This window comes from Mycobacterium sp. (genome assembly GCF_035570115.1).
Taxonomy (GTDB): Bacteria; Actinomycetota; Actinomycetes; order Mycobacteriales; family Mycobacteriaceae; genus Mycobacterium.
In genome coordinates, this window is record NZ_DATMLH010000116.1 from 61,337 (window position 1) to 73,070 (window position 11,734).

Genomic DNA, 11,734 nt, shown 5'->3' on the forward strand with positions numbered 1-11,734 from the left:
GTGTTCGCAGCCACATCGACAACCCTTGAACGGGTCACCGATGCTCGAAGAGCCAGGATTTGTCGGGCGTTGACGCCGCGCTATAGCTAGGAGCCAATGTTGGCTGACACTAATGACTCTCTGTCACGTTCGCTGACGGTGTTTAGTTGCATTCCAAAAACCCGAATGCACGAGAGTCGCTCTGCGATACGCGACCGAACTGTGCTCATCGAGCCCCCGCCCGTGACCCCTCTGCCGCACACTGACAGTTTGGTTACGGCGTTGAGTGAGCGAGCTGAAGCGCTGGCTGGGGATCTGGTTGACACAATCACGACGTCCCCGACGGAAGCCGAGTACACATGGGTGCCGCCCCCGGACGCGGGATCCCAGACGTGCATGAACAACCTGGTTTCGGTGCTGCGGGGATCGATGCTGGGACCGTCGGCGCTCGACGAACAATCGGCGTTCGTCAATGGTGTCGACCGCGCCCGCCAGCGGATGGCGGTATCGACGATTATCGAGAGCGATCGCATCGCGTTTCGTCGGTTGTGGCGACTGCTCGTCGATGAGGTGCCCCGGCATCCCAACGTCGATATCGCAACGATGCACTACATGACGGCGAACCTGCACGTGGTCGAGGAGATCTTCGCAACGGCGATGTTCGCTGGCTATCGTGAAGAGCGTCGGCGGCAGGCGGTCGAGGAGATGTCGCAGGGCACCTCGGCGATGGATACTCTGCTCCACGGCCACACCCACGACAATTGGAGATTGTGGGAGATCGCCAACTGTCTGCACCTGCCCACCAAAGGCCCATTCGTGGTTGTCGCTGCCGACGTGCCTTGCGTGGGGTACGAGGCTCTGCCCAATATCGCGTCGAAGCTGCGCAGCCTAGATGTGTTCTCGGCATGGCGACTGATGCCTGATCTGCAGGTGGGAATCGTCCATGTTGCCTCGGAACGTCATCGCGACAACATCATTGGGTTGTTGGGGCGGGTGGCCAGGGGTCGGATTGGTGTCAGCGCCTGTTTCGAGGACCTGCTCGACACACCGATTGCGTTGCACTTCGCCAAGGTGTCGCTTCGCGGACCACACCGGGCGGGCGCGAACGTCGCCGTCTTCGACGGCTCCATGTTGGCCACCGCGGCCGTGAGCGCTCCTAGTGTCATGGTGAAATCGGCTTCGACTGCTCTCAACGGTTTCAGCGACCTGCCATACACGGACCGCGAGATGCTCACGCACACCTTCCAGACATGGCTCGACAACGATGCATCCGTGTGCGCGACGGCCGAGGTGCTCTTTTGTCATCCCAACACGGTGCGCAAGCGGTTACGCCGCATCGAACGGCACACCGGCCGTCGCCTTTCTAGGCCGCGAGATCTCATCGAACTGAGTCTGGCCTTTGAAGTGCAGCACAGGCTGATTTAGCCCGCAAATTCGGGTGTCTACGTGGAGAGGGCGCGCGCATTGGCTTCTGCCGGCGCCGTAACCGGTTCGCCGTCAACCCATTCAAGCCCTGGTCAGAGGACCATTGACGACACGTCGGGCTTGGCCAACGCTGCCGGGTTCGAGTGCGGGCCACTCATATGTTTTTCATAGCTAGTACCCAGCGCAGCCTATTCGTTGCCCACGCATCATTTCAGCATGAGTGAAACACCTGAAACCCCAACCAGGCCGACCACGGTCGCCACCACGCATACGACAGAGCCTGTTAAACCGTATTGGCTCTACCGGTTCGCGGCGTGGGTTGTGATCGTCGCCGGCATCCTGTTCGTCGTCATGAGTATTTTCTTCGCCGGCTTCAAACTGGCCGGCCACCACCACCACGGATGCCATCACTGGCACCAGCACGCCGCCCACGCCATGGGCCCGGGTGGCATGCATCACGGCGGTCCGGGCGCTGGTTTCCACGGCGGGCCTGGCGGCCCGGGTGGCGCTGCCAGCTTGGGTCCGTCACAGCCACCGCAGTCCGTCGCTCCGTCGCTGGCTCCGGCAGTCCCGTAGCCCGTAATCCGTTCCCGGGGAAGGAGTTCTGGGACAATATCGGGATGCGAAAGCCGCGGGCCAGCACCATCGCCATCAGCCCGGCGTCCCCCAGTGGGGCGCCGGGCTCCGAGTTTTACAGGCGACGACGGCGGGGTCACCGCTACTCACGGCCGCGTCCAGTCGCGGCCGATGCTCACCTGGGGCATGATGAAGAAGCATGAGCGAGACAAGTCAGCCATCGATTCCGCCGTCTCCCGCCACGCCGCCACCCGTCGCACCGCCACCAGCGCATTCTGAGCGGCTTTATCAGGCAGCGGCGTGGGTGGCAATCATTGCCGGAGTCGTGCTGATCGCCGTGGTCATTCTGCGTTTCGCCTGGTTCTTGTGCTGCTAGGACGGTAGCCACCCGGCCGGATCTGCGCTCTCGGCGGCAACGCGTCCGGTCGGGGGCGATAATTCATCCGCGACTCCACGCGCGGGATGTTTGATGGTCGGCGCGCACGTGGGCATTATCGAGGGATGACCCAAGCACCCGAACCCCAGATCCCGCCGCCCGTCGGCCCGCCGCCGCCTGCACCGGTGCATGTAGCAAAACCGTCTCGGCTCTACCAGGCTGCGGCCTGGGTGGTGATCGTGGCCGGCATTGTTTTCGTGGTGGCGGTCATCTTCTTCTCCGGTGCCACATTCGCTTGGCATCACCAGCGTCATCACCACCCCGGGATGTTCGGTCCGGGCGGTCCCGACGAGACGTTCGTCGTTCCCGGTGGGCAGTTTCCACCCGGGATGGGCCCCGGTTGGCCCGGTGGTCCGCCGATGATGCCAGGGCCCTTCGGCCCGGGTATGGGGCCCGGCGGCCATGGCGGCGGTCATGGTGGTCCCGGACAACTACCGCCTCCCGCGCCGTAACGCGGCAGACATTGAAAGTGTCCGCGGCACTGTTGAATTCGCCTGTAGACACGATTACCGTTCGCGCCGACGTGAGCCCGAGCTGTCGCGACGGCCAACTCCGGCTTCTGTTTGGGTGGCCCAGTTGGCATGATCAGGATCCATGACCATCGAAGTCGCGGCGGTGACGATTGGTGTGGTGGTCGGTGGTGTCGCGGCCGTGTTCGCGGCTCCGTTCGCGGTGGCGAAGCCCTCGGATCCGGGCGTGGTCAGCTATGCGGTCTTGGGCAAGGGCTCGGTGGGCAACATCGTCGGCGGGCCGATGCGGGACGAGTCGGCATTCACCCAGCCGTTCCAGCCGTACTTCGTCGACAACCCGGCGTGTAACAACTGGGCCGACATCGGGTTGCCGGAGGTCTACGACGACCCCGACCTGGCGTCCTTCAACGGCGCGAGCTCGCAGACCTCGCCGACCGACCAGACTCACTTCGTCAAACAAGCGGTCGGTGTCTTCGCAACCGGCGCCGCCGCCGGCGCGGCGTTTCACCGCGTCGTCGACCGCACGGTCGGCTGTTCCGGGCAGACCACCGCGATGCATCTGGACAACGGGACCACGCAAGTGTGGTCATTCGACGGCGGACCGCCCGGCCCGGCCGACGCGGCATGGACCAAGCAGGAAGCCGGCACCGACCGTCGATGTTTCACCCAGACCCGTCTGCGGGAAAACGTGCTCCTGCAAGCAAAGGTCTGTCAGTCCGGCAACGGCGGTCCCGCGGTAAACGTGCTGGCCGGCGCCATGGAGAACGCGCTGGGTCAATAACCGGGGCGGAGTGGCGGTGCGAGACGTAGCGTCTGAAACCACGGTCGTCTCCCAACGGCGGGAATATGTCGGTGCCCTCTGGAAGATGGAAGCTTGTGACTATCGTTGGGTAGCCGCGCGCAACCAGCGGACTCGATCGTTCGGGACCGGTGGCCTGGGACCGAAGGGATCGGGAATATGGCGTTTGCCGTCGCGTCGCAGCCGGATCACGCACGTCCCGCGGAAAGCGAACTGGCCAGTTCGTCGGCCGCCGCGCAGTACATCACCGACAGCTGCTTGTTCGACGGGCCAGTGGGGCGGGTCGGCTTGGAGGTCGAGGCGCATTGCTACGACCCGGCCGACCCGTATCGCAGACCGACCTGGGATGAAATCACCGGCATCCTGAAATCACTGCCGGCAATGCCGGGCGGCAGCGCGGTCACCGTCGAACCGGGCGGCGCCGTGGAATTGTCCGGGCCGCCGGTGAACGGCGTGGTGCCGGCGATCGAGGCCATGACCACCGACCAGGCCATCCTGGGAGCAGCTTTCGCCCGCGCCGGCCTGGGACTGGTATTGCTGGGCGCGGATCCGCTACGGCCGGCCAAGCGCATCAATCCGGGCGCGCGCTACCGCGCGATGGAACAGTTCTTCAAGGCCAGCCACACCGGTGTGGCGGGTGCGGCGATGATGACGTCGACGGCGTCGGTGCAGGTCAATCTCGACGCCGGCCCTGCGAACGGATGGACGGAGCGGGTCCGGCTGGCACACGCCCTCGGGCCCACCTTGGTCGCGATCGCCGCCAATTCGCCGCTGCTGGGCGGCAGCTTCTCCGGCTGGCGATCCACCCGACAGCGGGTGTGGAGTCAGCTCGATTCGGCGCGCTGTGGACCCATCCTGACCGCCAGCGGCGAGGACCCCGCGACCGACTGGGCCCGCTATGCCCTGAAGGCGCCGGTGATGCTGGTGCACAATCCTCCAGACGGCACTGCGGTGCCGGTGATGCACTATCTGCCCTTCGCCGATTGGGCCGATGGCCGCGAGCTGCTCGGCGGTCGCCGGCCGACCCCCTACGACCTGGAATACCACCTGACCACGCTGTTCCCGCCGGTGCGTCCACGGCAGTGGCTGGAAATCCGCTACCTGGACAGCGTCCCTGATGCCGTCTGGCCGGCGGTGGTGTTCACGCTGGTCACCCTGCTCGACGACCCGGTTGCCGCCGATATCGCGGCGGAAGCCGTCGAACCCGTCGCGACCGCCTGGGATGTCGCGGCCCGGGTCGGGCTGAGCGACCCGCGGCTCTACGCCGCGGCCAGCCGGTGCGTGGCCGCCGCCGCCGACCGCGTGCCGCCCGCGCTCGACGAGGCGATGCAGCGGCTGGTCGTGGCGGTTGAGCTGGGCCGCTGTCCCGCCGACGAGTTTTCCGACCAGGTGATCGGCAACGGCATCGAGGCGACGATCGGCAAGCTGGCGCTAGGGGAGACGTGACTCCGACCGAAGCACTCGCCCGCGATCTGAGCCGAGCCCGGGAACGAACCCTGCGGCTGGTCGAGTTCGACGACGCCGAGCTCCGCCGTCAGTACGACCCGCTGATGAGCCCCTTGGTGTGGGACTTGGCGCACATCGGCCAGCAGGAAGAGCTGTGGCTGCTGCGCGGTGGTGACCCGGACCGGCCGGGGATGCTGCCCCGCGACGTCGAAAACCTCTACGACGCCTTCGTGCACGCCCGGGCCAGTCGCGTCGATCTGCCGCTGCTGTCGCCGGACCAGGCGCGGGTGTACTGCCGGACCGTGCGATCGGCCGCGCTGGATGCTCTCGATGCGCTGCCCGACGAGCCCGACCGCACGTTTGTCTTCGGGATGGTGGTCAGCCACGAGAATCAGCACGACGAAACGATGCTGCAGGCACTGAATCTGCGGGGAGGTCCGCCGCTGCTGCCGGACACGGCGACGCTGCCGCCGGGCCGGCCAGGGCTCGCCGGGACGTCGGTGTTGGTACCCGGCGGTCCGTTCGTTCAGGGTGTCGACGCGGCCACCGAGCCGTTCTCGCTGGACAACGAACGCCCGGCGCACGCCGTCGATGTCCCGGCGTATCGCATCGGCCGGGTTCCGGTCACCAACGACGAATGGGCGCAGTTCGTCGACGACGGCGGCTACGCGCAGCCGCGGTGGTGGTCGACCCGCGGCTGGGAGCACCGCCAAAACGCCGGCTTGACCGCGCCGCAGTTCTGGAATGCCGACGGGCAGACCCGTAGGCGATTCGGTCGGGTCGAGAACATCCCCGCCGACGAACCGGTCCAGCACGTCAGCTACTTCGAGGCCGAGGCCTACGCCGCGTGGGCGGGTGCCCGGCTACCCACCGAAACCGAGTGGGAGAAGGCCTGCGCGTGGGATCCGGAAATCAACGCCCGGCGTCGTTATCCATGGGGAGCCGAGGAGCCATCGGCTACCCGTGCCAACCTCGGCGGCGAGGCGCTGCGCCCGGCACCGGTCGGTGCGTACCCGGCCGGCGCGTCCGCCTACGGCGTCGAGCAGATGCTCGGAGACGTCTGGGAGTGGACCAGCTCAACGTTGCAACCATGGCCGGGCTTCACCCCGATGATCTACCAGCGCTACTCCGAGCCGTTCTTCGGTGGGGACTACCGGGTGTTGCGCGGCGGGGCATGGGCCGTGGAGTCGGCCATCCTGCGGCCCAGCTTCCGTAACTGGGATCACCCCTATCGGCGGCAGATCTTCAGCGGTGTCCGGTTAGCGTGGTCCGTCGATGACGATCAAGCCGGGGGACGCGCCTGATGTGCCGCCACCTCGGCTGGCTGGGACGCGACGTCTCGGTCTCCTCGTTGATGCTCGACCCACCGCATGGTCTCCGGGTGCAGTCGTATGCCCCGCGCCGGCAGAAGCACGGCCTGTTGAACGCCGACGGTTGGGGAGTCGGGTTTTTCGATGGCGCGACACCACGGCGCTGGCGCAGCGCCGCACCGTTGTGGGCCGACGCCTCATTCGGCTCCGTCGCGCCGGCGCTGCGCAGCCACTGCGTGGTGGCAGCCGTACGCTCGGCGACAGTCGGCATGCCTATCGAAGCCAGCGCGACCGCACCGTTCACTGACGGGCAGTGGCTGTTGTCGCACAACGGAATTGTCGACCGCAATGTCCTTCCCGCGAGTTTGCCGGCCGAATCGGTTTGCGACAGCGCACTTCTCGCTGCACTGATCTTCGACCGTGGCATCGATGCGTTGGGAGAGACGATCGTCAAGGTCGGCGGCGACGACCCCAACGCGCGGCTGAACATTTTGGTGGCCAACCGTTCCCGGCTGCTTGCCACAACCTGGGGAGACACCCTGTCAATTCTGCGCCGCGACGACGGCCTAGTGTTGGCCAGCGAGCCGTATGACGATCAGCCCGGCTGGGAGGACGTGCCGGACCGCCACCTCGTCGAGGTCACCGCCGAGGGCGTCACATTGACCGGCCTGGAACATACGAAGGGACTTCGATGACGCTATCGCTGTGCAACCACCTGGCCGCGGACTCGGCGTATCAGGCTCTGCGCCTTGACGTGCTGGGCGGTCTCGCCGCTTCTCCGAAATCTCTGCCGCCCAAGTGGTTTTACGACTCGGTAGGTAGCGAGCTGTTTGACCAGATCACCCGGCTGCCCGAGTACTACCCGACACGTGCCGAGGCGGAGATCCTGCGTGCCCGGTCAGCGGAAATCGCGTCGGTCACCGGCGCGGACACCCTGGTCGAACTGGGCAGCGGCACGTCGGAGAAGACCCGCACCCTGCTGCAGGCGCTGGACGACGGCGGCACTCTGCGCCGGTTCGTGCCGTTTGACGTCGACGCGAGCATGCTGTCGGCAGCCGCGACGGCCATCCAGCGCGAATATCCCGATATCGAAATCGCGGCTGTCTGCGGCGATTTCGAAGAGCACCTGTCGGAAATCCCGGACGGTGGGCGTCGGCTGTTCGTATTCTTGGGCTCGACGATCGGTAACCTCACCGCTGACCCGCGTGCGGAATTCCTGGCGGCGCTGGCGGCGGTGATGCGTCCGGGCGACTGCCTGCTGCTGGGCACGGACCTGGTCAAGGACACCGATCGACTCGTCGCGGCCTATGACGATGCCGCCGGCGTCACAGCACAGTTCAACCGCAATGTCCTGGCCGTCATCAACCGGGAACTCGACGCCGACTTCGACGTCGACACCTACCGGCACGTGGCCCGCTGGAATGCCGACGACGAGCGGATGGAGATGTGGCTGCGCGCCGAGAGCGCGCAGCGGGTGCGCATCGCTGCACTGGACCTGACCGTCGAATTCGCGGCCGGCGAAGAGATCCTCACCGAAGTGTCCTGCAAGTTCCGCGCGGACGCGGTGGCCGACGAACTGGCCCTGGCCGGGCTGCGGCCCACCCGGTGGTGGACCGACGACGCCGGCGACTTCGGGCTGTCGCTGGCCGTCAAGTGAGCCAGGGCCTTTCCGAGGCATGGCGGGCGGCCCGGCCGCCGGTGGCGGGATTACATCTGGACAGCGCGGCCTGCTCACGGCAAAGCTTCGCGGTACTCGACGCAGCCGCCCGGCACGCGCGGCGCGAGGCCGAAGTCGGTGGATACGTCGCGGCTGAGGCCGCCAAACCTGTTCTCGACGCCGGACGCACCGCGGTCGCCACGCTCGCTGGCATGCCCGACGCAGAGGTGGTGTTCACCACCGGGTCGCGGCACGCGCTGGACCTGCTACTGGCCAGCTGGCCGCCCGGCCGTCGCAGGCTGGCGTGCCTGCCCGGCGAATACGGACCCAACCTGGCCGTCATGTCCGCGCACGGCTTCGCCCGCCGCCCGCTACCGACCGACGATGAGGGCCGAGTCGTGATCGACAAAGCGGCCGCCGGCCTGGCCGCCGACCCGCCCGACCTGGTCCACCTGACTGCGGTGGCCAGTCATCGCGGCGTGGTGCAACCGTTGCGCCAGATGACCCAGTTGTGCGGCGAATTAGGTCTGCCGCTTGTCGTCGATGCCGCCCAAGCACTCGGACAGGTGGGCTGCGCGGCGGGCGCCGACGTGACCTACACGTCGTCGCGTAAATGGATCGCCGGACCCCGCGGCGTCGGCGCGCTCGCGGTGCGCCCGACGCTGATGCAGCGGCTTCGACCGCGGCTGCCGCCTCCGGAGTGGATATCGTCGCTATCGGTGGCTCAACGACTTGAACTCGGCGAGGCTAATATCGCCGCACGCGTGGGGTTTTCGCTTGCACTGGTCGAGCACGTGGCGTTTGGATCGGCTGCGGTGCATGCACGTCTGGCCGAGGTGGGCAGGATCAGCCGGACGGTGCTCGCCGATGTGCGCGGATGGCGGGTGGTCGAATCCGTCGATGAGCAAAGCGCCATCACCACGCTGGCCCCCGTCGACGGGGCCGACCCGGAGAAGGTCCGGGCGTGGCTGATCGCCGAACGTCGCATCCTGACCACGTGGGCGTCGGTGGAGCGGGCGCCGATGGAGTTGACGGCGCCGGTGCTGCGGATTTCGCCGCACGTGGACACCACCGTCGACGATCTGTCGACTTTCGCCGCGGCGCTCGCCGACGCTACCGCTGCGGTGTAGTGCGGGTGGCAGCCGGTTTGCCCTGGTCAGGGTCCCTTAAGCATTGACATCCGCCACGGCAACCTTCGATCCCACTCGGATCTACTCATTACGCCGTTTGGGGACTTCCAGACCTGGCCTCTGTATTCGAGTAGCTTTCAGCGGGCCTTGTGCGCGGTGACCAGGTAAGCGGGAAGCTTCATCCTGCCCTTCTCGTCGCGGTTGTGTGCCGGCATCGGAACATCCGAGTCCGGCGGCGCCGGCGGGTTGTTGGCGTGAATGTAAGCCGGCCGGACCTCGTCGACGTGCCAATACTTGCTCACCGCGGCGCGCAACTCGTCCTCGTCGACCTCGTTCGGCTTGGTCTCCCATTCGGCCGGGAACGCGCCCTTGGCGAACACCAACACGTAGTAGCTGGCCCCGTCGGCAGCCGCGCGGTGCACCGACCGCAGATAACCGTCCCGGCCTTCGACCGGCAGCGAATGAAACAGCGTGCTGTCGACCACGGTGTTGAACCGGCCGTCGTGACCGCTGAACGTGGTGATGTCGGCCTGTTCGAAGCTGGCGTTGCCCAGCCCGCGCTCCTCGGCGGCCTTGGTGGCGGCGGCGACAGCGGTGGGCGTGAGGTCGACGCCGAGCACGGTATAGCCTTCGGCGGCCAGGGTCAGCGAGAGCTCGGCGTAGCCGCAGCCAGCATCGAGCACATCACTGCGGAACTTGCCCGCGGCGAGCAGCGCGGCCAATTCGGGCTGCGGCTCACCGATGTTCCACGGCGGCGGGCCTTCGAACCTGCCCTGCTCGCGGTATGCGCTATCCCAGTCCATTACTTCATTTGCCATGTGTTCCAAGCTACTCCGGGTCGCCGCGCACCCTGCTTACGGCAACGGCACTGCGACCGTTACGTCTACGGACAGGAGCTCGCCGATGGCGTAGACAGCAGGCCAGTCGCCGCTTCGCACCGCTCGCGCGAGATCCTCCGCCATGGGGCTATAGGCTCCCAACTCGGCCAGCCACTCAGACACGGTGGTCGCGATCGCATCGGCCGCCACTCGAGCCGTTCTTTTTTCGTGCAGCCGGTCGGCGATCTGATAGATCGCCGGCGCTGCTACTGCCTGAATTGGTCGCTGAGGCCGCGACCGCAGCGGGAAGCGATTGCGCCATGGGCAAAATGAATGGACAAGTAGGCGCAAAATCGACCGGAGCCCCGAATCCGTATCGGCCAGAGGGATGTTCATGATGTGCTCCTTATCAAGGCCTGCATCTGCGGCCTAGGTGGTCGACAAACCGATGTCTCGGTTAGCTGCTGAAGCGTGGTAGTAATGCGACGCGCCGTACGGGAGACCAGATCGGGCAGACGCGGCGGACACTTGGTCGACTGCACCAGCGCGGTGAGAGCGCCCGCGCACGTACCGTTCGGCCACCACACCGGCGCGGACGCGCAGCAGATACCGGCAAAAGCTTCTTGATGGTCAATCACCGTTGCGTATGGCTCACTGATGGATTCGCGGAGACGTCGCCACTCGCGCGGTGTCCAGCAGTCTGGCAGCAGCGCTATCTCGGTGTCGCGGTCGGCGGCGTAAAGAACGCGCCCAGTGGCGGTTTGGGCTGTCGATTTGGAATCGATGGGCGTAGGCATGTAGCCGTGGCCGCACGGCACGGTGGTGCAGATCACCCTCAAGGCGTCGTCATGAATGATCCGCAGCGATGCTATTGCGCGTGAGTGCTTGGCCAAATCGCGCACCAGTGCTTGACCGGCCCGCCGTAGCAGCGGGTCGGGCTGCCATCGTTGCCCAAGATGTCCCATCCGTGCGCCGATGTAGTAACGCTGAGCCACGCGTTGCACCGCGCCCAGGACGACGAGTTGTTCTGCCAGCCGATGAGCCGACGTTTTGGCCAGGCCGCTCGCGCGGGCCAGATCGGTCAGGCCGAGTCCCGTGTGAGAGTGGGCGAGTGCATCGAGGACGGCGAACGCGCCGTCGAGGACGCCCCGGCCGGCACGAGCGCTTGCCGTCTCCCCGGGGGCAGATAGCGCGCGACGTGTTCGCTGCGACAGCACGCCCATCGCGACATTCGGTTTATTGTCAACGCAGTTCGAAGTTGTCAACGGCAGTGTCATGGTCGGCATTTCCTGTTTATGGAACAGTTGCTGATGGTGACGTTAGAGCGGAGCGCTAGTACCTGACCCGCGTAGTCGACTACTCCAATCGCATCGCGTTCGAAGGCTCCTACTCAGTAGGTAGTTCACCGGTGTGGATGTGCGCCACACACGACGCTGTGTTTGTCGCAGATCACCGACCCGCACCACACGGGCGTGGCCCCATCCCTGTTCGGCCGGCGTTCTTGGCTGATCATCACGCTGCGTGCTGGCGGCGGCGAGCCCGGTGGCGTGACTGCGCTACGGAAGGCTGGGCTACTCGCTCGAATCGCTATCGCGACGGCGACGGCGTGCGGTTTTCGGGGCCACATGGCAATGGCCGAGGGGATGACTTGACGCTGTTTTACGCACCGGCGGCACCTGCATGACGGG

Annotated in this window: 13 protein-coding genes; 10 read left to right on the forward strand and 3 right to left on the reverse strand. The window is 66.3% G+C overall.

What is annotated here, in order from left to right; genetic code table 11:
• Positions 1–261: 261 nt before the first annotated feature.
• The 10 genes from VNW74_RS10615 to egtE all read left to right on the forward strand — a co-directional run bounded on the left by VNW74_RS10615 (position 262) and on the right by egtE (position 9,228).
• Positions 262–1,404: a helix-turn-helix domain-containing protein gene (locus VNW74_RS10615; RefSeq protein ID WP_325676555.1), complete on the forward strand. Its 1,143-nt coding sequence runs from the start codon at positions 262–264 to the stop codon at positions 1,402–1,404.
• 216 nt (positions 1,405–1,620) lie between these two features.
• Positions 1,621–1,980 (forward strand): hypothetical protein, encoded by a 360-nt coding sequence (locus tag VNW74_RS10620; protein WP_325676556.1) that lies wholly within the window; start codon positions 1,621–1,623, stop codon positions 1,978–1,980.
• Positions 1,981–2,179: 199 nt separating this feature from the next.
• Positions 2,180–2,356 (forward strand): hypothetical protein, encoded by a 177-nt coding sequence (locus VNW74_RS10625; RefSeq protein WP_325676557.1) that lies wholly within the window; start codon positions 2,180–2,182, stop codon positions 2,354–2,356.
• Between the two features lie 125 nt (positions 2,357–2,481).
• Positions 2,482–2,868, forward strand: coding sequence for a hypothetical protein (locus VNW74_RS10630; RefSeq protein ID WP_325676558.1), 387 nt, complete (start codon positions 2,482–2,484; stop codon positions 2,866–2,868).
• Between the two features lie 142 nt (positions 2,869–3,010).
• Positions 3,011–3,667, forward strand: coding sequence for a sensor domain-containing protein (locus VNW74_RS10635; protein ID WP_325676559.1), 657 nt, complete (start codon positions 3,011–3,013; stop codon positions 3,665–3,667).
• Between the two features lie 177 nt (positions 3,668–3,844).
• A complete protein-coding gene (gene egtA, locus VNW74_RS10640; RefSeq protein ID WP_325676560.1) occupies positions 3,845–5,131 on the forward strand; it encodes an ergothioneine biosynthesis glutamate--cysteine ligase EgtA in 1,287 nt (428 codons plus the stop codon).
• Complete coding sequence (gene egtB, locus VNW74_RS10645; RefSeq protein ID WP_325676561.1) at positions 5,128–6,435, forward strand: ergothioneine biosynthesis protein EgtB; 1,308 nt, start codon at positions 5,128–5,130, stop codon at positions 6,433–6,435. Before egtA ends, egtB begins: the two co-directional genes overlap by 4 nt.
• Positions 6,435–7,136 carry an ergothioneine biosynthesis protein EgtC gene (gene egtC, locus VNW74_RS10650; RefSeq protein ID WP_325676562.1) on the forward strand — a complete coding sequence of 234 codons (702 nt, stop codon included), beginning with the start codon at positions 6,435–6,437 and terminating at the stop codon, positions 7,134–7,136. The genes egtB and egtC overlap by 1 nt, the downstream gene beginning before the upstream one ends.
• A complete protein-coding gene (gene egtD, locus VNW74_RS10655) occupies positions 7,133–8,098 on the forward strand; it encodes an L-histidine N(alpha)-methyltransferase (RefSeq protein WP_325676563.1) in 966 nt (321 codons plus the stop codon). The genes egtC and egtD overlap by 4 nt, the downstream gene beginning before the upstream one ends.
• Entirely contained in the window at positions 8,095–9,228 is a 1,134-nt protein-coding gene (gene egtE, locus VNW74_RS10660) for an ergothioneine biosynthesis PLP-dependent enzyme EgtE (protein ID WP_325676564.1), read from the forward strand. Before egtD ends, egtE begins: the two co-directional genes overlap by 4 nt.
• A gap of 137 nt (positions 9,229–9,365) precedes the next feature.
• Here egtE and VNW74_RS10665 read toward each other — a convergent pair whose 3' ends face one another.
• From VNW74_RS10665 to VNW74_RS10675, 3 genes are read right to left on the reverse strand one after another with little or no spacing between them, the layout of a single operon-like run.
• Positions 9,366–10,046 (reverse strand): class I SAM-dependent methyltransferase, encoded by a 681-nt coding sequence (locus tag VNW74_RS10665; RefSeq protein ID WP_325676565.1) that lies wholly within the window; start codon positions 10,044–10,046, stop codon positions 9,366–9,368.
• Between the two features lie 36 nt (positions 10,047–10,082).
• Positions 10,083–10,442: a hypothetical protein gene (locus VNW74_RS10670; protein ID WP_414686650.1), complete on the reverse strand. Its 360-nt coding sequence runs from the start codon at positions 10,440–10,442 to the stop codon at positions 10,083–10,085.
• On the reverse strand, positions 10,439–11,269 hold the full coding sequence (locus VNW74_RS10675) for an IclR family transcriptional regulator (protein WP_325676566.1): 831 nt from the start codon (positions 11,267–11,269) through the stop codon (positions 10,439–10,441). The genes VNW74_RS10670 and VNW74_RS10675 overlap by 4 nt, the downstream gene beginning before the upstream one ends.
• Positions 11,270–11,734 lie beyond the last annotated feature (465 nt).

Excerpts from the sequence above, each read along its gene's own strand:
- VNW74_RS10675 (WP_325676566.1), bottom strand. The coding sequence starts at position 11,269 with ATGGGCGTGCTGTCGCAGCGAACACGTCGCGCGCTATCTGCCCCCGGG.
- VNW74_RS10620 (WP_325676556.1), top strand. The coding sequence starts at position 1,621 with ATGAGTGAAACACCTGAAACCCCAACCAGGCCGACCACGGTCGCCACC.
- egtA (WP_325676560.1), top strand. The coding sequence starts at position 3,845 with ATGGCGTTTGCCGTCGCGTCGCAGCCGGATCACGCACGTCCCGCGGAA.
- egtD (WP_325676563.1), top strand. The coding sequence starts at position 7,133 with ATGACGCTATCGCTGTGCAACCACCTGGCCGCGGACTCGGCGTATCAG.
- VNW74_RS10665 (WP_325676565.1), bottom strand. The coding sequence starts at position 10,046 with ATGGCAAATGAAGTAATGGACTGGGATAGCGCATACCGCGAGCAGGGC.
- VNW74_RS10630 (WP_325676558.1), top strand. The coding sequence starts at position 2,482 with ATGACCCAAGCACCCGAACCCCAGATCCCGCCGCCCGTCGGCCCGCCG.
- VNW74_RS10670 (WP_414686650.1), bottom strand. The coding sequence starts at position 10,442 with ATGAACATCCCTCTGGCCGATACGGATTCGGGGCTCCGGTCGATTTTG.
- VNW74_RS10635 (WP_325676559.1), top strand. The coding sequence starts at position 3,011 with ATGACCATCGAAGTCGCGGCGGTGACGATTGGTGTGGTGGTCGGTGGT.
- egtC (WP_325676562.1), top strand. The coding sequence starts at position 6,435 with ATGTGCCGCCACCTCGGCTGGCTGGGACGCGACGTCTCGGTCTCCTCG.
- VNW74_RS10625 (WP_325676557.1), top strand. The coding sequence starts at position 2,180 with ATGAGCGAGACAAGTCAGCCATCGATTCCGCCGTCTCCCGCCACGCCG.